The sequence below is a fragment of the Flavobacterium potami genome, from assembly GCF_020026915.1.
GTDB classification, from domain to species: domain Bacteria; phylum Bacteroidota; class Bacteroidia; order Flavobacteriales; family Flavobacteriaceae; genus Flavobacterium; species Flavobacterium potami.
The window spans coordinates 103158-120839 of sequence record NZ_JAINUY010000003.1 but is presented as its reverse complement, the minus strand read 5'-3'; the positions used below and the strand labels follow the sequence as shown (position 1 = coordinate 120839).

Here is a 17682-nt window from a genome sequence, read left to right as displayed (position 1 = left end):
TTATTCTAAATAATATAGTTGAATTTAAGACTTATTGTTTTTGTAGCTATTTGATATTCAAAATGTTGTGTAAAATCATTAAATTGCAGATAAATCTTATAATTACAAGTCATTTTTATTTCGAAGCTTATCCCATTTAATAAACGTTTAATAAAAATTATAAATTATGAAATCTAGAAACAGAACCCTTCCCCTTTTCTTAGCTTTTAGTTTACTGATATCTGAAATAGCTATTCCTTGTACGAGAATAGTTTATGAGGGTTTAAACGGAACAATCATTACAGCACGTTCGATGGATTGGCGTGGAGAAATTCCGGCGAACTTATGGATTTTTCCGCGTGGCATTGAACGATCCGGAGAAGCAGGAACCAGCTCTCTAAAATGGAAATCAAAATACGGAAGTGTTATTACAAGTTCTTGGGATATAGCCTCTTCGGATGGAATGAACGAAAAAGGACTTGTTGGTAATCTTTTATGGTTAGTAGAATCTCAATATCCTAAATTCGAGAAAAATGGAAATATAAAAGGCCTTGCAGTTTCGTTATGGTTGCAATATGTTTTAGATAATTTTTCAACTGTTTCTGAAGCTGTTACAGTATTATCAAAGAATGATTTTGTTATTGTTTCTTCTCATATTCCAGGAACAAACATTTTTGCTACAGTTCATTTATCTATTTCTGATGCTACTGGTGATAATGCGATCTTTGAATATATAAATGGTAAGTTAGTCATCCATCATGATAGGAAATATGTAGCAATGACAAATTCCCCAATTTTTGATGAACAATTGGCAATCAATTCTTATTGGCAAGGTATTCCTGGAACGATTATGCTTCCTGGAACCAATCGTGCGGCAGATCGTTTTGTACGAGCTTCTTATTATATAGATGCAATTCCGAAGACAGATAATATTAGAACAGCTTTGGCTAGTGTTTTTGGTGTAATCCGTAATTGTTCTGTTCCGTTGGGAATTTCATCCGAAACAGAACCTAATATTTCCTCTACTCGCTGGAGAACGGTTGCCGACCAGAAGAATTTGGTTTATTATTTTGATAACGTTTTGAATCCGAATGTGATTTGGGTTGAATTCAATAAGATTGATTTTAGTGAAAAAGGAAAAATCAAAAAATTAAGTTTAGCTAATCATGAAAATTATTCAGGCGATTCTCTTCTCAATTTTAAAGAAACAAAACCTTTTCAGTTTGCTGGATTAGATTAGAAATTTCAATTATCGTATAAAAAAAGACCTTCAAAAATTTTAATTGAAGGTCTTTTTATTTCTAGATAATTACTTTTTAGAGATTTTATCAAATGCTTTCCGTGTCATAACCGATAATTCATCTTTTTTGCAATTCCATATCGAAACATATTCTTGAGACATCACCATTACAGATTCCCAGCCAGCAAATTTCTCATAGAGCATTGTGGTGCAAATATCGGTTGGCGTTATTAATTCTCCCGTACTAGGTAAATGACTGTGCATTGCTGACAGTATGATATCCTTTTGTTCACCATAATTTACAGGAATAATATTCGCGTGAATCGATTTGCGATTTATAAGATTATTGTTTTCATCAAAAGTGATCAGATAATCATTTCCATAGATTACTACTCCAGTATTACTTGGTCCCGTTAATACATAAACTTTCTTTTCTCCGTTTGATATAATCGGAATTAAATTAGGATTTGTGTTTTGGTAAAACTTAAAAATGGTATCCGTTTTCATAAGATTTAAAGCTTTTGCACGAATAGCATATAAATCATTTTCGTCTTTTGTAAAACTTCTTTCAATTAGATTAAATTGTGCCGTTTTTGTATCAAAAGTTTCATCAAATACAATCGTTCCAATTACAGTAGGCTTTTCATCTTTTGAGAAAAAAATACATTTAGACACATTATCTTCTGAATAAGAAAAATAACCACCAACATTCTCCCTGTTCTTGTATTGTTCTAGAAATAGATCAGTTCCATACCAAGAAGCCATTTCAGATTTGTAGAGCTTTTTGCCTTCTCGAACCGTTTCTTCTATTTTCAAATCTAATTTCTTCTGTGCGTGACAGTTTAATGCTAAAAACAAAAATGCAAGTAGTAGTTTTTTCATAGATTTTGTAAGTTTTTTAATGGTCTAAAAATAACTTTTTTTATCCATTACTGTTTCTTTTTAGAAAAAATAGTACAAAAAATATTGTGCAGTCAAATGACTTCGTTATATTTGCAGTCAAATAACTGCATAATGGAAATTAGAAGAGATGTTTTTCAGGCAATAGCCGACCCAACAAGAAGAGCTATATTGAGTTTGGTTGCAATACAGAGTATGACTCCTGGTGCAATTGCAGAGAATTTTAATTCATCTAGACAAACGATTTCAAAACACATTCAGATTCTTAGTGAATGTGAATTATTGAACCAGACACAAAACGGAAGAGAAATTTATTATCATTTAAATCCAATCAAAATGAAAGAAATTGACAACTTTATCGAACCTTTTAGAAAAATGTGGGACGATCGTTTTAATAAGTTAGAAGCTATCATGAAAAATTATAAAAAATAAAACCATGGAAAATAAAACAAAAATTCATGCTGAAGACAACAGACTTGATCTATTGATAACACGAGAATTTGATCTACCGGTAGAATTACTATTTAAAGCTTATGTGGAGCCCGAAATTGTAGCACAATGGATGGGAACAAAAGTAATCAAGCTGGAAAGCAAAAAACACGGAAGCTGGGAGTTTGAAACCAGTGACCCTAATGGTAATGTGGTTTTTAAAGCAAATGGTGTTATTCATGACTTTATTCCGAATGAAAAAATCGTACGCACATTTGAAATGGAAAATATCAATTTTGCGCCTCAGTTGGAATTTTTAGAATTTGAAAGCATAACCGACGAAACGAGTAAATTAACGATGCAGATTATTTACAAATCTATTGAGCATAGAGCGGCGCAATTAAAACTTCCGTTTGCTTTTGGTCTAAATATGGCGCATAACAGACTTCAGGAAATTGTAACTCAACTAAAATAAAACAGTATGTCTAAAAAGAACAAAATTATCTATTGGATTGCTACGCTTTGGCTAGCATTAGGAATGACATCAACAGGAATTGTACAGCTTATTCCTTTGAAAGAAGAAACTGAAATGATGAAACATTTAGGTTATCCTTTATACTTTCTAACACTTTTAGGAGTTTGGAAACTTTTGGGAGTAATCGCCATCCTGATTCCTAAATTTGCTTTATTGAAAGAATGGGCTTATGCTGGTTTTTTCTTTGCAATGTCTGGTGCGGTCGTTTCTCATTTAGCAGTTGGAGATGGTGCTTCAGCATTTTTCGGACCAGTATTATTAATTGTTTTAACTGTTGTTTCGTGGTATTATAGACCAGAAACTAGAAAATGTGCTTCTAATTAAAACTTAAGAAAGATGAAAAAACAACTTACAGAAAACGAACAAGAGGTACTTTTAGGCATTCTTGAAAAACGTTTCGAGAAAAATAAAAACCGTCACGAAGGTTTAGATTGGTCAAAAATTGAAGCTAAATTAAAATCAAATCCCGAAAAATTATGGTCGTTGGAGCAAATGGAAAGTACGGAAGGTGAACCAGATGTTGTTGGATATGATAAAAATACAGACGAATATCTTTTCGTAGACTGTGTTGCCGAAAGTCCAAAAGGGCGTAGAAGTATTTGTTACGATCATGAAGCACTCGAAAAGCGTAAAGAACATAAACCTGCGAATAGTGCCATAAATATGGCTGAAGAAATGGGAATTGAAATCTTGAATGAAGAACAATACAAAGATTTGCAAAAACTAGGGAAATTTGATATGAAAACTTCCAGTTGGATTTTAACGCCTTCAGAAATTAGAAAATTTGGAGGCGCAATATTCTCAGATTTCAGATATAATACCGTTTTTGTGTATCACAATGGTGCCGATTCTTACTATGCTGCGAGAGGTTTTCGTGGTTTATTAAGAGTTTAAATAGAAAGACCTTCAAAATATTTGGAGGTCTTTTTTTATTCTCTTAAAATCTTTTCCATTTTTTTTCCTTTGGCTAATTCATCAACCAGTTTATCTAAATAGCGTAATTTTTGAATCAATGGATCTTCAATGTCTTCCACACGATAACCACAAATAACGCCTGTTATTTTCGAGGCATTTGGATTGAGTTGCGGAGCTTCTGCAAAGAAAGTTTCAAAGTCAACTTTCTTTTCGATCTGTACTTCAAGTTGTTCATCGCTATAACCTGTTAACCATTTGATTACTGTATCTAATTCTTCTTTAGTTCGTTCCTTTTTTTCTACTTTTTGAATGTATAAAGGATAAACACTGGAAAATAGTAATTTGTAAATTCTTTCAGTTTTCATGATAGTACGTTTTTCTGTTTAAAAGCGTTTGTGTAAAGATAATTCAAAACTTAAAAAACTCAAATACAAGAATTATTTATATCTTAGATAATTATAAAAAATATCGTTTAAATAAATTCTTAAAAATATTTCTATGGAAAATAATTCAGACGAAACGACACCAAAAGTTACAGGAATTGGCGGTATTTTCTTTTTTCTTGATAATCCGAAAGAAACTAAAGATTGGTATGCAAAAAACTTGGGTTTAGAAATTAATGACTGGGGATCTGCTAGTTTTGAATCCAGAAATCTGAACAAACCTGACCAAATTGAATCGACGCAATGGTGCCCTTTTAAGAAAGGAGACGAGTATTTTTCTCCGTCTAAAAAAGATTTCATGGTCAATTATCGCGTTCAGAATATCGAAGGACTTGTAGAGAAATTAAAATCAAACGGAGTTACAATTCTTGATGATATTGAAACTTATGATTACGGGAAATTTGTACACATCATGGACACCGAAGGCAACAAAATTGAACTTTGGGAACCACTTTAACAATTAAAAATTGATAATTATCAATTGTCAATTGTTAATTGTTAATTATCAATTATCAATTATTTAGTTCCAGATTTCATTCATTTCTGTCAAAATGATTGGTTTTCCTTCTGTTACCACAATTGTATGTTCATGTTGTGCCATAAATCCACCTTTATTTCCTACCATCGTCCAGCCGTCTTGTAAGGTTTCGGCATAAGTTGAAGTCGTAGAAATGAACGTTTCTATTGCAACAACAGAGTTCTTCTTAAATCGGGTTTGATTAAATCGGTCTCTATAATTGGCAATTTCGTGCGGTGCTTCATGCAGGCTTCTACCTACTCCATGTCCTGTTAGGTTTTTTATGACTTTATAACCGCGTTTTTTTGCTTCTGTTTCAATTAAAAAGCCAATATCCGAAATTCGAACGCCGCCTTTTATGTTATAAATGGCTTTATGTAAAATTTCTCTCGAAGCTTCAACCAATTTTTGATGTTCATTTATATCAGAACCAATTACAAAAGAACCTCCGTTATCTGACCAAAAACCATTCAATTCCGCAGAAACATCGATATTAATTAAATCTCCTTCTTGCAGAATTCTTTTATCAGAAGGAATTCCATGACAAAATTCATTATCAACACTAATACAAGTCCATCCAGGAAATCCGTAAGTCAGATACGGGGCAGATTTAGCGCCTAAATCATTCAAAATTTGTCCACCGTAATCATCTAATTCTTTGGTAGAAATTCCCGGTTTGGCAAATTTTCTCATTTCTTTTAAAGTGAATGCTACGGCTTCACTCGCCTTTTTCATTCCGATTAATTCTGCTTCTGTTGTAATTGACATGGTATTTTCTTTAAAATGAAGTGTGCTAAAATACCACTTTTCTTTAAATAAGAACGTTATATAAAAGCTAAAACCCTCGAAAATCATAAGATTTAGGAGGGTTTCTAAGTTTTTAGCGTTTATTTTACCACGGACTTTCTTCGCTTTCGTCTTCAATGTCGTTGCTGTAAAATTTTCCGGTTGGCCCGTCTTCATCTAATAAAGTGTGTTTAATAATAAAACTTGCAGCACTTTCTACGCTTCCTGGTCCGTTGTGGTGATTAAAATCGGTTGCTGTATAACCAGGATCAATTGAATTTACTTTGAACGGTAAATCTTTCAGCTCTTTGGCTAAAGTTACTGTAAAAGCATTTAAAGCTGCTTTTGATGAAATATAAGAAACCGCATTTATTCCATAATATTTCCAACTCGGATCGCTGTGTAATGTCAGCGAACCTAAACCAGATGTAATATTGCCGATTCTCGGACTGTCTGATTTTTTCAATAAATCAAGAAAAGCCTGTGTCACTCTGATTACGCCAAAAAAGTTGGTATCAAAAACATGCTGAATATTTGGTACAGAAGTAGAAGAAGGATCTTGTGGAATATCTCCTAAAATTCCGGCATTATTAATTAAAATATCTAATTTTCCCTGCTCTTTTTCGATACTATTTTTGGCTGCTAAAACACTTTCGTCATTCGTAACATCAATTTGAATCGCTTTGATGTTTTGAAATCCTTTTTCATTTAATTCTTTCACCACTTCTTCGCCTTTTGCAAGATCGCGGCTTCCTAAATAAACAAATAATCCTTTTTCTGAAAGTTGTTTTGTTGTTTCTAAACCAATGCTTCTATTTGCGCCTGTAATTAATACTGTTTTCATTTTTTATCTTTTTAAATTATTGAAGCAAATTTCCGTCGTTAAAAAACAAAAACATTTGTCATATGGCAAAAAGCGATTTTTAACGGATGTTTTTTCTAATTCTGCTCAAAGAAGATTGCGTTATCCCTAAGTAAGAAGCCAAATAAGAAAGTGGCACACGATTAATTACGTTTGGAAACATTTCCATAAAAGACAAATAACGAGTTGTAGCATCTTCTGAAACCAGCGGACTTCTTCTGGCCACTTTCTGAATCAGTGCTTTTGAGATAATTTTGTGTACAATTGTATCCCAACCGATAATAGTATCTAATAATTCCTGCCAATCTTTTTTAGAGAAAACAATCATTTTACAATCGGTAACAGCCTGCACGTAAGCCGACGAGCAGATGTTATTGTCAAAACTGTCCAAATCGACAACGAGATTATTCTCATCTATAAAATATTTGGTAATTTCTTCGCCTTTATTGTTGTAATAACAAACTCGCAGAATCCCTTCTAAAATAAAACCAACTTCTACAGAAACTTTTCCGGCTTCAGAGAAATAATCTTCTTTATTAATTTCTCTTTCCTGAGCTTTCGATAAAATCAAATCAATCTGTTGCTGATTTAAATTGCCAAATTGCAATATGTAATTTACTAATTCTTTCATGCACGAAAGTTAAGTATAAGTTTTTATTGAGAATTTGTCATATGGCAAAAAAGTAAAACTTTGATATCTTAGCTGTCGGAAAAACAAATCCTAACAATGAAACTAACTTTTAAACTTCTCCTTTTGCTTTTCATCAATCTCGGATTTGCTCAGGAATATCGAGAAGCCTCTATAATTTTTAAAGACGGCAGTTCTATTAAAGGGTATGGCGGAATTAAAAACAATACTATTTATTTTAAAGTGCAACCAGAAGACAAAGCTGATAAATGGAGTTATGATTTTGCAAAAGGTTTAACTTTTGGAGGTTACGGATTTTCTGAAAAATACGAATACATTGAATTTGAGCACTCAAAACCTAAGTTACTTGAAGTGGTAGAAGAAGGTAATGTAAATTTGTATCGACACGCAAAAGAGTATTATTTAGGTCGAGATCCAAATTTATCTGTAGCTAAATTACCTTCGGATGAAGATAAAGTTTGGGAAATGACGGAAGCGTTTTATGTAAAACGTAAAAGCGAGCCGTATGCTACAGATATTGAATTTAGCTTTAATTTAAGAGCCAAAAAATACTTTGGAGATTGCAAAAAAGTCGTAGAAAAAATTAATAACAAAAAATTCACCAAAAAGAATATCAAAGACATGGTTTTCTTTTACAATGAATATTGCGGGTCAGAAGACGAATAATTAATTTTTAAACTAAGAAAAATTACATTCCCGGCCAATAAAGGAAGTTGAATTTATGTCCGTCCGGATCAGAAAAACCGAAAGTATAACCCGCTTCAAAATTTTCAGGTTCAGAAAAGATCGTCCCGCCAATTTCTTTTACTTTATTATACCAAAAATCTACTTCTTCTCTACTCTTTGCTGATAAAGAAAAGATAATCTCGCTTTCATTTTTAGCATTTGCCAATTTTCCTTTTACGGCAATTTCTAATCTTTTTGCAATAAAAAAGTTAATGATGAAATTGCTGTCAGAGAATGCAAAACTTACCAATTCTTCTGTTTCTTTTCCATTTTGTTTGAAACCTAGAGCAGAATAAAATGCGATCGTTTTCTGTAAATCATTAGAAACTAAGTTTCCCCATATCATTTGAGTTTTCATACTTTTCATTTTTAATTGATTGAATTCTAAGTTAATGATTATTTAAAGATTAAATTGATTTGTGTACTATTAAAATAGCGTTTTTTCTTATATTAGCTTGTTTCAATGGCAAAAATTTAGTTTTAAATAATATGAAAATCCTCAAACCTTTTACCTTTCTATTTTCCCTATTGCTGGCAAGTTGCGTTGGAAATATGAATCCCACAGGCGGAAATTCTACACCCAATTATCCTTATTTTATTACAACAGAACCTTTAGTGGTTAAGAAAATTTCGGTTCCTGTAGGAACAAAATTAACTTACGAAGAGCATTTTTTTGTAGAAGGAAAACAAAATCATACAATGCGTGAAGCAAAACTGACGACAATAGATTTTCCGCCAGGTAAAGAACTAATTTGGGGCGGCGTACCTGTAAGTTCGATTAATAAATTCTTTAACTCTGAAATGCGTGGTTATTCTGTTTTAGCAGATTTCAGCAAGCTGCGTGAGGATAAAAAAACTAAATTTTCAGAATTATGGCAAAGTTGCAGTAGTGACATAGGAATTACTATCAAAAATGAGGATGACTGGTCATTCAATAAAGAAAATATTGCAGATGTAGAAAGCTGTAGTGTTTTGTACCAGCGTTATTTTAAAGATGATACACAACAGCAGTCATTTCTAAACGAAATGTATGCAGAACTACAAAAAATTAATTCCAAATAAAATATAATACCCAATATGATTTTAGCTTTTGATACTTATTACTTTGATAATAAGGCAAAAACCGTTTGTCTCGAATTTGAAAAATGGAATGAAGACAAAGATTTCAAAATTTACACTGAAATAATTGATAATGTAGCTGAGTATATTCCGGGAGAGTTTTACAAAAGAGAATTACCTTGTATTTTAAGTTTACTGAAACAAATAGATTTGTCTGCTGTAGAAGCAATTTTAGTTGATGGTTTTGTGTATTTAGATGATGAAAAAAAGTATGGTTTAGGCGGTTATTTGTATGAAAAATTGAATAAAGAAATTCCGATTATTGGTGTTGCCAAAACAAACTTTGCTTCTATAGAAAAAAATAAGAAAGCTTTGTTTAGAGGGGATAGCAAGAAACCGTTATACATTACCTCTATCGGAATTGATTTGGACGAAGCTTTTAATAAAGTTGAAAAAATGGCTGGAGAATTTAGATTCCCAACGTTATTAAAAGAATTGGATCGACTGAGTAAAGAAAATTGATATTAAAAAATAGCCTCTAATTTTTTAGAGGCTATTTTTTAATTAACTGTAACATCAAGAAACCGATGATACTCCTTAATTTTCTTTTTTAATCTTTCGGCCAGATATTCGTTACCGTCTTTCAATTCGCTATAAATGACTTCAGCTTCTTCAATATATTTGAGCTTTTTTTCGTCATCCCAATAATACGGAGGTTCATATAGATTACAAATTCTATCGGCCATTTTAACAGCCCATATTTCTATTGGTTGTTGTTTAATTCTTTTTAAGCTGTCAACCATTTTTTCAAAAGAATCTTTAATTTCATCGTTTTTGGTTAAAGACAGAACACCTTTTGCTACTTGATTTCCGAATAAATCACTTGCTTTTTCAAAATCAAATGTAGTATCTTCAATTGTATCGTGAAGCATGGCGCATTTTACAGCCAAATCCGAATCCATGTTTTCAGTTAAGCGTACAGCATTTAAGACTTCAAAAACAACACTTCCGATATGATTGATGTACTCTACCCTTTCACCTTCATTTCCGCCACCATATTTTTGTCCGTCATGAAGTTTTGAAACCAATTGCCAAATATTCTGAATTTCGTCTATTGACCAGTCTTTCTGTTGTCCCATATTAAATTTGATTTGATGTAATTTATGGCTTTTTTGGAAGATTTGCAACAATTAAGAAAACGTCTTTAATAATTTAAAAACTTTTTTTGATTTATTTTTTAGCAGCTTCTTTTTCAGCTTTAATTTTCTTAGTATAATCACTGTACATCTGGCGCCAGTTACGACCATTATTGTTTAAATATTGTTCTGCCTGCGTTTTATAGATTTCAAAAATAGCTGAAATCTCCTTCATACTTTTATAATCTACAGCCTGTTCACGCGCTTTTTCAAGTAATTTTTGAATTGCTGCAGTTTCAGCATCGGTCATTTGAGGAACTATGGCTTGATAACCTTTCATGGTAAAAGCTACCTTTCCGATGGTATATTTATCTAAAACTAAAGCGACTTGTTCTTCAGTTAAATCTTTTCGTAATCCGTTCATTAAATCTTCGTGGACATTTGAAGGCATTGCTGAATCGGCTATAATTTGTCTATGAAGTTCTGAAAGAGGTTTTCCGTCAAGCGGATTTATTCCTGCGGGAACTGTCGACGCTGGGTGACTATTGTGCCATTCTTTTACTGCTGTTAGATGCATCGCTACAATTTGAATCAATCTATTTTCTTTTGGGCCGTCATTTAGAGCTAAAGAACTTATCCACTCTTTTGCTTTTGCGGTTTCGTCTGGTTCTGTTTTAGTGGTTTGAGCAGTTAATGTTACTGTAGTAATGAAAAACACCATTGACAAAAATGCTTTTATATTTTTCTTTTTCATAGATTTAGTATGTTTTTTTTATCTAAAAATACAAAAGAGAATCTAGTTTTTAATACATTAAGTGTAAAAATAACAATTATAAGAAATTAAACCATTAATATAAAAGCTTAATAAGGAATATATGGAAATTAGACTTATTGTTTTGCGAACAAAAGAACAGAAACGTTTAGCTGATTTTTATGCTCTGTTTGGACTTACATTTGACTATCACAAACATGGTAACTCACCGATGCATTATTCCTCAAAAATTGGGAGTTTGATTTTAGAAATTTATCCTTTGTCAAAGGATCAAATTGAAGCAGATAAAAATTTGAGATTAGGTTTTGCAATCGATCATTTTGAAGAAACATTAAACTTACTAAACAACAAAGATATAACGTTTTCAGAACCAACAGAAACAGAATTCGGATTCTTGACTATCGTTTCAGATCCAGACGGAAGAAAAATTGAACTTTATAAAAAAAACTTTTAATAATAGAACGATAATAAATTGTAGTAAAAAGATTTCATATATTCGCTTTGCCTAGAAATAAATTAATGCTTAAATAATCCTGAATATGAAGCCAAACATTGTTTTCTCTATACTTTTTATCACTTTTTCTAATTTCTTATTTGGACAAAACAGTTTCTCGGACAATCCTTTAGATGCGGTTTTTGAAACTAAGGATTCAGAAAATTTCTGGATAGCTTTTGATAAAATGGACAAATCAAAGCAAAACCCATTTATAGAATATATGCAAAATGGTTCGCCAGGTATTAAAGGCTTTACTGAAAATAGAATAATCAATGCAGATTCTCTTTTTTCTGTAGTAAAGAAACGAAAGGAAGACTATAAACCCTCCAGAAATGTGTTGGACAATCTTCCTTCAAAAGAAAAACGGGTAAGAGTTATTTATAGTACATTAAAATATTGGTATCCAAAAGCAAAATTTCCTCCAATTTATTTTGTTTATGGAAGATTTAATTCAGGCGGAACTTCTGCTCCTGAAGGAATAATAATTGGGACTGAAAAGCTTCAAAATTTGGATGGAATTTCTGCTTTAATTGCTCACGAACTGATACATTATCAGCAAAAGATAACTGGAAAAGATATGCTCTTGAAATGGTGTTTGATGGAAGGCAGCGCTGATTTTATTGCCGAACTTATTTCGGGAGAATCAATTAACCAGTTTTCGTACCAATATGGAACAAAAAACCAAGATGAATTATGTGAGGAATTCGTATTAAGGTTAAAAAGTATGGATTATCAAGATTGGTTGTATGGAACTTCAAAAAAAGACGATAGACCCAATGATTTGGGATATTGGATCGGATATAAAATAACTGAATCTTATTTCAATAAACAGAAAGACAAACAAAAAGCAATTGACGAAATATTGAATATAAATGACCCTTTGCAGTTTCTAAAACAAAGCGGGTTTTTAGATGTTTATGTTGAAAAATATCAAAAATCTAGAAAAGAAAGTTTTAATGTATTTTTTAATCCATAAACCTTTAGCGACAAACTCAGATAATAATTTTTTAGAATCTAAATAAAAAAAACTCCTTAAGAAATAAGGAGTTTTTATGGTCTATAAAACTGATTGTTTTTTTCGATTTTTTATTAATTTGTTTACTATCATAAAAATACCTAGAACTACTAAGAAAGGAATTAAATATGATTTTGGTTTGTCATTTCCATTTGTTACAGAAAAAACGCGATTCCATCTAATTTTATTAATTCCAGTGGCATCTTTTTCCCAACTAAACCAGATAAATACAGGTTTTCCGATTACGTGATCAAAAGGAACAAATCCCCAAAATCTAGCGTCTAGAGAATTTTGGCGATTATCTCCCATCATCCAATAATAATCTTGTTTAAAAGTATAGGTATCGGTCGGTTTTCCGTTTATTATAATTTGCTTGCCTTCAATTTTTAAACTATTGTGTTCGTATTCTTCAATAATTCGTTTGTAAAAAGGTAATGTTTCCATATTTAACTTTACGGTTTTTCCTTTCTTTGGAATATAAATCGGTCCATAATTATCGAAATTCCAACCTAATGATTTAATATGAGGAAAAACATTTCCGTCTTCGCCTTTTGGTGTCAGTTGTTTTTTAACACTCTTTACAACAGGGTTTCTTGCTATTAATTTAGCTTCTTCATCTGTTAGAGTTAAAAAATATTCTCCGTTATTGGTTAACGCAAAATAGCCATTGTCGTATTTTAATCCTTCTCTTGCTCCGTAAGTATGCTTGAGTTCATCTTGGCTTATAGCCTGACCTTTTGTGTCTATTAAAAAATTATACTGAGCTTTTGCACTTTTTGGCAAGACTGATAATTTTCCGTTTATAAAAATATCTCCTTGGCGAATTTCTAACGTATCTCCTGCAATTCCAACACAACGTTTAACTAGATTCGTTTTCTTATCAATCGGTTTATAATAGTTTCGATCTGGATTAAAATTATCCATATTTCGCAAAGTATCTGCAGGTTGATTAAAAACCACAATTTCATTACGTTTGATGTCTTCTAACGCAGGGAATCTAAAATAGGGCAATTGAAATTTGTTCCATAATGAAGTTTCTTTTTTAGTAAAATCATCATTAAACAAATAAGATTTTGTACCCAAAAAAGGAATAGAATCGTGTACCATAGGCAATGCAATTGATGTCATAGGGACTCTGGCTCCAAAATTAATTTTACTTACAAACAAAAAATCGCCTGTGTATAATGTTTTTTCCAATGAAGAAGATGGAATTGTAAATGGCTGAATAATATAGGTATGAACCAAGGTAGCAACAATAATTGCAAATACAAGAGATCCAATCGTATCTTCTGTTTTAGATTTTGGTTGTAAATCTCTATTTTCAATATAGGAAATATCTTTTGAAGCGTAATTTAAATATGCAATATACAACCCAAATGTTAGTAAAACCAGTACGGTATCTTTTGTAGAGTTTTTTCCGAAACTTCTAATAAATTCAATCCAAATTACGGGAATCATTAAAAGATTGATTATCGGAATAAAAAGCAATAAAACCCACCAACGAGGGCGTTTTATAATTTTCATTAAAATTACCAAGTTGTAAATTGGTATAAATGCTTCAATTGGTTTTCTACCTGCTTTTAGATAAAGTTTCCAAGTAGATAATCCGTGAATAAGTAACATTATTAAAATAAAAAACAACCATTCTGAGATATTCATAATTATAGTTTTATTAAATTTTAGATAACTATAAGTAGTGGTTTCTTAAAAAAGTTACATAATATAAAATAGAGAAGTTTTGATAATATTTAATATCATCTCACTGGTATATTTCTTCAATCTGATAATGAGATAAATAAAAAAACTCCAAAATCATAAGACTTTGGAGTTTTTAAAATTCTGTGGGCGATGAGGGGTTCGAACCCCCGACCCCCTCGGTGTAAACGAGGTGCTCTGAACCAGCTGAGCTAATCGCCCTATTTAAATAGGTTGCTATCATTTCTGATTGCGAGTGCAAATATACAGCTAGATTTTAGAATTACAAGCGTTTTATTGAAAAAAGTAAAAAATATTTTCAATAAAATATTTAGAAATCTATTTTTCAGCAAATTAAAGAATTAGGTTTTCTTAATTTTAGTTAAAAGTTAAATTCTCAAAAGGTATTTCACTATATTCTTTTTGTAATAATTTGCTATAATCATACCTTTGCGTACCTTAATTGTATACTCAAATGGCAAGATTTCAAGAAAATGATTTACCGAAAGCTAAATTAAACTCTAATTCCCTTCAAAAAGCACTCCGAATTTTTAAATACGCCAAAAATCATAAATGGAAATTCTTCCTAGGTTTGATTTTCTTATTTTTAACAAGCGCCACTGCCCTAGCCTTTCCTAAATTAATGGGAATGCTCGTAGATTGTGTTACCAATAAAGATCTTTCTAGAGCAAATGAAATTGCATTAGGATTAATGGGGATTTTGGTGCTTCAGGCAGTTTTCTCTTTTTTCAGAATTTCATTGTTTGTAAACTTTACAGAAAACTCGCTTTCAAATATTCGTTTTGCATTGTACGAAAACCTGATTAAATTACCAATGTCATTTTATTCTCAAAAACGAGTTGGTGAATTAAATAGTAGAATCAGCGCTGATATTTCACAATTGCAAGATACTTTTAGTACAACAATTGCTGAATTTTTACGTCAGTTCATATTAATTATTGGTGGATTCATCATTTTAGGAAGTATCAGTCCAAAATTGACTTTCATGATGTTGGCAATTGTACCTGTTGTAGCAATTGCTGCTGTAATTTTTGGAAGATTTATTCGTAAATACGGAAAAAAGACACAAGATAAAGTCGCCGAAAGTCAGGTTATCGTTGAAGAAACGTTACAAGGAATAAGCAATGTAAAAGCATTTGCAAATGAATGGTATGAAATTCAGCGTTACAAAAACAAAATAAAAGAGATTGTAAAAATCGCTATCAAAGGCGGTCAATACAGAGGTTATTTTGCATCGTTTATCATCTTATGTCTTTTTGGTTGTGTTGTTGCTGTAGTTTGGTACGGAATCACATTGACGATCAAAGGAGAAGTTGAAGGTGTTGGTGATTTAATTTCATTCGTATTATACACCACTTTCATCGGAGCTTCTTTTGGTGGAATTGCAGAAATGTATGCTCAAATTCAAAAAGCAGTTGGAGCAACTGAACGTGTTTTTGAATTACTGGAAGAAACACCTGAAGAAATAATTGCAAATCCAAAAACGTCTCCGATCGAAAAAATAAAAGGAAATGTGGCATTCAAAAATGTTGCATTTAGTTATCCTTCAAGAAAAGAGGTTCAGGTTTTAAAAGACGTTAATTTCAATGCAGAATTTGGACAAAAAATTGCCATTGTTGGTCCAAGTGGTGCCGGAAAATCTACTATTTCGTCTTTATTATTGCGTTTTTATGATATCACTTCGGGAGAAATTCTGGTTGACGGAAAAAACATTCATGATTATGATTTAGAAGATCTTCGCGGAAACATGAGTATTGTACCACAAGACGTTATTTTGTTTGGAGGAACAATCAGAGAGAATATCGCTTACGGAAAACCAAATGCTTCAGAAGAAGAAATTATTGCAGCAGCCAAACAAGCCAACGCATTTAATTTTGTAGATGGTTTCCCTGAAAAATTTGAAACTTTAGTTGGGGAACGCGGTGTTAAATTGTCTGGTGGACAACGTCAACGTATTGCAATTGCCAGAGCATTGCTTAAAAATCCAAGTATTCTGATTTTAGACGAAGCTACATCATCTTTAGATAGCGAAAGCGAAAAACTAGTTCAAGAAGCATTAGAAGTTTTAATGGAAGGAAGAACAAGCATTATAATTGCTCATAGACTTTCAACGATAAGAAATGCAGATAAAATCTTAGTTTTGGACAACGGTAAAATTTCAGAACAAGGAACACATCAAGAATTAATAAACTTAGAAAACGGAATCTATAAAAACTTAAGCAATTTGCAGTTTAGTAACTCTTAGTTAAATCAATAAAAAAACTCCAATCGAAAGATTGGAGTTTTTTTTAATATTCTGTAAACTGAGACTGAGACTGAGACTGAAAACTACTCTTTCCCTTTTCTACGTTTACGCTCAGCTTTAATCATAGATAATTCGCGACTTGTTTGTCCAGCAACCGAAGTGTTTTCTTCAGCACGACGAATTAAATATGGCATAACATCTTTTACAGGTCCAAAAGGCAAGTATTTAGCGTCATTATAACCGTTTTCAGCCAGGTTGTAACTAATATTGTCACTCATTCCATATAATTGCCCAAACCAAATTCTTGGATCATTTTTAGCAATTCCTTTCTGAGCCATCATTTCCATTAATTTATAAGAACTCAATTCGTTGTGAGTTCCTGCAAAAATGGCCATTTTATCTAAATGCTCTAACATATATTGTACAGCATTATCATAATTGATGTCTGTAGCTTCTTTAGAAACACAGATTGGAGAAACATAACCCTTTTCTTCCGCTCTTTTATTTTCTTTTTCCATGTAAGCGCCACGAACCAATTTCATTCCAATATAGAAACCTTCCGTTTTAGCCACTTCATGAAGTTTTTTCAAATAATCCAGACGATCCCAACGATACATTTGTAAAGTATTAAATACAATAGCTTTTTCTTTGTTGTATTTACGCATCATATCGGTAACCAAATCATCAGCAGCGTCTTGCATCCAGCTTTCTTCACCATCAATCAACAAAGCAACATCTTTTTTATGCGCTTCACCACAAACTTTATCAAAACGAGCTACTACTCTATCCCATTCTGCTTGCTCTTTAGAATTAAGAGTTTGTTTTTCTCCTAATTTCTCATACAATTCAAAACGTCCCAAACCTGTTGGTTTAAAAACTGCAAACGGAATTGCCAAACGTTCTTTAGCAAAATCGATAGTTCTTAACGTCATTTCCAATGCAGCATCAAATTGCTCCTCTTCCTCTTTCCCTTCAACAGAATAATCCAAAACAGACGAAACGCCTTTTGTAAACATTTTGTCCACTACAGTAAGGCAATCATTTTCGTTTACACCACCACAGAAATGGTCAAAAACAGTTGCACGAATTAATCCTTCTACTGGTAAATGAGCTTTAATTGCAAAATTAGTTACAGCAGTTCCAATTCTTACCAATGGTTCACTGTCAATCATTTTGAAAAGAAAATAAGCTCGATCAAGTTCTGTATCACTTTTTAGTGAAAATGCTACTTGAGTGTTATCGAATATTTTTTCCATTAAGTT

General features: G+C 32.0%; 22 protein-coding genes and 1 tRNA gene. 12 read left to right on the top strand and 11 right to left on the bottom strand.

From position 1 onward, the window contains the following. Positions 1–166: 166 nt before the first annotated feature. Complete coding sequence (locus K6T82_RS10080; RefSeq protein ID WP_223705808.1) at positions 167–1219, top strand: linear amide C-N hydrolase; 1053 nt, start codon at positions 167–169, stop codon at positions 1217–1219. 69 nt (positions 1220–1288) lie between these two features. Here K6T82_RS10080 and K6T82_RS10075 read toward each other — a convergent pair whose 3' ends face one another. Then, positions 1289–2101 carry a hypothetical protein gene (locus K6T82_RS10075; protein ID WP_223705807.1) on the bottom strand — a complete coding sequence of 271 codons (813 nt, stop codon included), beginning with the start codon at positions 2099–2101 and terminating at the stop codon, positions 1289–1291. A 132-nt stretch (positions 2102–2233) separates the two neighbouring features. On the opposite strand from K6T82_RS10075, the gene K6T82_RS10070 reads away from it, so the two are divergent. From K6T82_RS10070 to K6T82_RS10055, 4 genes are read left to right on the top strand one after another with little or no spacing between them, the layout of a single operon-like run. Beyond that, entirely contained in the window at positions 2234–2551 is a 318-nt protein-coding gene (locus K6T82_RS10070; protein WP_223705806.1) for an ArsR/SmtB family transcription factor, read from the top strand. A 4-nt stretch (positions 2552–2555) separates the two neighbouring features. Further along, the gene (locus K6T82_RS10065; RefSeq protein ID WP_223705805.1) at positions 2556–3023 is read left to right on the top strand and encodes an SRPBCC domain-containing protein; all 468 of its coding nucleotides are present in this window, start codon (positions 2556–2558) and stop codon (positions 3021–3023) included. A gap of 6 nt (positions 3024–3029) precedes the next feature. Then, positions 3030–3407 carry a DoxX family protein gene (locus K6T82_RS10060; RefSeq protein ID WP_223705804.1) on the top strand — a complete coding sequence of 126 codons (378 nt, stop codon included), beginning with the start codon at positions 3030–3032 and terminating at the stop codon, positions 3405–3407. A 12-nt stretch (positions 3408–3419) separates the two neighbouring features. Continuing rightward, on the top strand, positions 3420–3977 hold the full coding sequence (locus K6T82_RS10055) for a DUF4256 domain-containing protein (protein ID WP_223705803.1): 558 nt from the start codon (positions 3420–3422) through the stop codon (positions 3975–3977). Positions 3978–4012: 35 nt separating this feature from the next. Here K6T82_RS10055 and K6T82_RS10050 read toward each other — a convergent pair whose 3' ends face one another. Continuing rightward, complete coding sequence (locus tag K6T82_RS10050; protein WP_223705802.1) at positions 4013–4363, bottom strand: DUF2200 domain-containing protein; 351 nt, start codon at positions 4361–4363, stop codon at positions 4013–4015. Between the two features lie 133 nt (positions 4364–4496). Here K6T82_RS10050 and K6T82_RS10045 point away from each other — a divergent pair, with 133 nt between their 5' ends. Continuing rightward, positions 4497–4898, top strand: coding sequence for a VOC family protein (locus K6T82_RS10045; RefSeq protein WP_223705801.1), 402 nt, complete (start codon positions 4497–4499; stop codon positions 4896–4898). A gap of 63 nt (positions 4899–4961) precedes the next feature. Here K6T82_RS10045 and map read toward each other — a convergent pair whose 3' ends face one another. The 3 genes from map to K6T82_RS10030 all read right to left on the bottom strand — a co-directional run bounded on the left by map (position 4962) and on the right by K6T82_RS10030 (position 7237). Continuing rightward, positions 4962–5726: a type I methionyl aminopeptidase gene (map, locus tag K6T82_RS10040; RefSeq protein ID WP_223705800.1), complete on the bottom strand. Its 765-nt coding sequence runs from the start codon at positions 5724–5726 to the stop codon at positions 4962–4964. A gap of 124 nt (positions 5727–5850) precedes the next feature. Beyond that, complete coding sequence (locus K6T82_RS10035) at positions 5851–6588, bottom strand: SDR family oxidoreductase (RefSeq protein WP_223705799.1); 738 nt, start codon at positions 6586–6588, stop codon at positions 5851–5853. Between the two features lie 79 nt (positions 6589–6667). Next, on the bottom strand, positions 6668–7237 hold the full coding sequence (locus K6T82_RS10030) for a Crp/Fnr family transcriptional regulator (RefSeq protein WP_223705798.1): 570 nt from the start codon (positions 7235–7237) through the stop codon (positions 6668–6670). Between the two features lie 96 nt (positions 7238–7333). Here K6T82_RS10030 and K6T82_RS10025 point away from each other — a divergent pair, with 96 nt between their 5' ends. Continuing rightward, complete coding sequence (locus tag K6T82_RS10025; protein ID WP_223705797.1) at positions 7334–7921, top strand: hypothetical protein; 588 nt, start codon at positions 7334–7336, stop codon at positions 7919–7921. Positions 7922–7943: 22 nt separating this feature from the next. Here the strand turns inward: K6T82_RS10025 and K6T82_RS10020 are convergent, their stop codons facing one another. Further along, positions 7944–8339: a VOC family protein gene (locus tag K6T82_RS10020; protein WP_223705796.1), complete on the bottom strand. Its 396-nt coding sequence runs from the start codon at positions 8337–8339 to the stop codon at positions 7944–7946. A gap of 131 nt (positions 8340–8470) precedes the next feature. Between K6T82_RS10020 and K6T82_RS10015 the strand changes: the two genes are divergently transcribed. Beyond that, on the top strand, positions 8471–9043 hold the full coding sequence (locus tag K6T82_RS10015) for a hypothetical protein (protein WP_223705795.1): 573 nt from the start codon (positions 8471–8473) through the stop codon (positions 9041–9043). A 15-nt stretch (positions 9044–9058) separates the two neighbouring features. Further along, positions 9059–9562 (top strand): endonuclease V, encoded by a 504-nt coding sequence (locus K6T82_RS10010; protein ID WP_223705794.1) that lies wholly within the window; start codon positions 9059–9061, stop codon positions 9560–9562. Positions 9563–9600: 38 nt separating this feature from the next. Here K6T82_RS10010 and K6T82_RS10005 read toward each other — a convergent pair whose 3' ends face one another. Continuing rightward, on the bottom strand, positions 9601–10179 hold the full coding sequence (locus tag K6T82_RS10005) for an HD domain-containing protein (RefSeq protein ID WP_223705793.1): 579 nt from the start codon (positions 10177–10179) through the stop codon (positions 9601–9603). A gap of 91 nt (positions 10180–10270) precedes the next feature. Further along, complete coding sequence (locus K6T82_RS10000; protein ID WP_223705792.1) at positions 10271–10930, bottom strand: DUF3826 domain-containing protein; 660 nt, start codon at positions 10928–10930, stop codon at positions 10271–10273. A gap of 121 nt (positions 10931–11051) precedes the next feature. On the opposite strand from K6T82_RS10000, the gene K6T82_RS09995 reads away from it, so the two are divergent. Beyond that, complete coding sequence (locus K6T82_RS09995) at positions 11052–11402, top strand: VOC family protein (RefSeq protein ID WP_223705791.1); 351 nt, start codon at positions 11052–11054, stop codon at positions 11400–11402. A gap of 85 nt (positions 11403–11487) precedes the next feature. Continuing rightward, a complete protein-coding gene (locus tag K6T82_RS09990) occupies positions 11488–12420 on the top strand; it encodes a DUF2268 domain-containing putative Zn-dependent protease (protein ID WP_223705790.1) in 933 nt (310 codons plus the stop codon). A gap of 81 nt (positions 12421–12501) precedes the next feature. Here the strand turns inward: K6T82_RS09990 and lepB are convergent, their stop codons facing one another. Next, on the bottom strand, positions 12502–14118 hold the full coding sequence (lepB, locus tag K6T82_RS09985) for a signal peptidase I (protein ID WP_223705789.1): 1617 nt from the start codon (positions 14116–14118) through the stop codon (positions 12502–12504). Between the two features lie 183 nt (positions 14119–14301). Then, positions 14302–14376 (bottom strand) — tRNA-Val (locus K6T82_RS09980). Positions 14377–14629: 253 nt separating this feature from the next. Between K6T82_RS09980 and K6T82_RS09975 the strand changes: the two genes are divergently transcribed. Then, positions 14630–16420 (top strand): ABC transporter ATP-binding protein, encoded by a 1791-nt coding sequence (locus K6T82_RS09975; protein ID WP_223705788.1) that lies wholly within the window; start codon positions 14630–14632, stop codon positions 16418–16420. Between the two features lie 83 nt (positions 16421–16503). Here the strand turns inward: K6T82_RS09975 and K6T82_RS09970 are convergent, their stop codons facing one another. Continuing rightward, positions 16504–17676, bottom strand: a complete 1173-nt coding sequence (locus tag K6T82_RS09970) for a proline dehydrogenase family protein (protein WP_223705787.1) — start codon at positions 17674–17676, stop codon at positions 16504–16506. Between the last annotated feature and the right edge of the window lie 6 nt (positions 17677–17682).

Coding starts and splice junctions, on each gene's coding strand:
- K6T82_RS10080 (WP_223705808.1), top strand. CDS start 167: ATGAAATCTAGAAACAGAACCCTTCCCCTTTTCTTAGCTTTTAGTTTA.
- K6T82_RS10075 (WP_223705807.1), bottom strand. CDS start 2,101: ATGAAAAAACTACTACTTGCATTTTTGTTTTTAGCATTAAACTGTCAC.
- K6T82_RS10070 (WP_223705806.1), top strand. CDS start 2,234: ATGGAAATTAGAAGAGATGTTTTTCAGGCAATAGCCGACCCAACAAGA.
- K6T82_RS10065 (WP_223705805.1), top strand. CDS start 2,556: ATGGAAAATAAAACAAAAATTCATGCTGAAGACAACAGACTTGATCTA.
- K6T82_RS10060 (WP_223705804.1), top strand. CDS start 3,030: ATGTCTAAAAAGAACAAAATTATCTATTGGATTGCTACGCTTTGGCTA.
- K6T82_RS10055 (WP_223705803.1), top strand. CDS start 3,420: ATGAAAAAACAACTTACAGAAAACGAACAAGAGGTACTTTTAGGCATT.
- K6T82_RS10050 (WP_223705802.1), bottom strand. CDS start 4,363: ATGAAAACTGAAAGAATTTACAAATTACTATTTTCCAGTGTTTATCCT.
- K6T82_RS10045 (WP_223705801.1), top strand. CDS start 4,497: ATGGAAAATAATTCAGACGAAACGACACCAAAAGTTACAGGAATTGGC.
- map (WP_223705800.1), bottom strand. CDS start 5,726: ATGTCAATTACAACAGAAGCAGAATTAATCGGAATGAAAAAGGCGAGT.
- K6T82_RS10035 (WP_223705799.1), bottom strand. CDS start 6,588: ATGAAAACAGTATTAATTACAGGCGCAAATAGAAGCATTGGTTTAGAA.
- K6T82_RS10030 (WP_223705798.1), bottom strand. CDS start 7,237: ATGAAAGAATTAGTAAATTACATATTGCAATTTGGCAATTTAAATCAG.
- K6T82_RS10025 (WP_223705797.1), top strand. CDS start 7,334: ATGAAACTAACTTTTAAACTTCTCCTTTTGCTTTTCATCAATCTCGGA.
- K6T82_RS10020 (WP_223705796.1), bottom strand. CDS start 8,339: ATGAAAACTCAAATGATATGGGGAAACTTAGTTTCTAATGATTTACAG.
- K6T82_RS10015 (WP_223705795.1), top strand. CDS start 8,471: ATGAAAATCCTCAAACCTTTTACCTTTCTATTTTCCCTATTGCTGGCA.
- K6T82_RS10010 (WP_223705794.1), top strand. CDS start 9,059: ATGATTTTAGCTTTTGATACTTATTACTTTGATAATAAGGCAAAAACC.
- K6T82_RS10005 (WP_223705793.1), bottom strand. CDS start 10,179: ATGGGACAACAGAAAGACTGGTCAATAGACGAAATTCAGAATATTTGG.
- K6T82_RS10000 (WP_223705792.1), bottom strand. CDS start 10,930: ATGAAAAAGAAAAATATAAAAGCATTTTTGTCAATGGTGTTTTTCATT.
- K6T82_RS09995 (WP_223705791.1), top strand. CDS start 11,052: ATGGAAATTAGACTTATTGTTTTGCGAACAAAAGAACAGAAACGTTTA.
- K6T82_RS09990 (WP_223705790.1), top strand. CDS start 11,488: ATGAAGCCAAACATTGTTTTCTCTATACTTTTTATCACTTTTTCTAAT.
- lepB (WP_223705789.1), bottom strand. CDS start 14,118: ATGAATATCTCAGAATGGTTGTTTTTTATTTTAATAATGTTACTTATT.
- K6T82_RS09975 (WP_223705788.1), top strand. CDS start 14,630: ATGGCAAGATTTCAAGAAAATGATTTACCGAAAGCTAAATTAAACTCT.
- K6T82_RS09970 (WP_223705787.1), bottom strand. CDS start 17,676: ATGGAAAAAATATTCGATAACACTCAAGTAGCATTTTCACTAAAAAGT.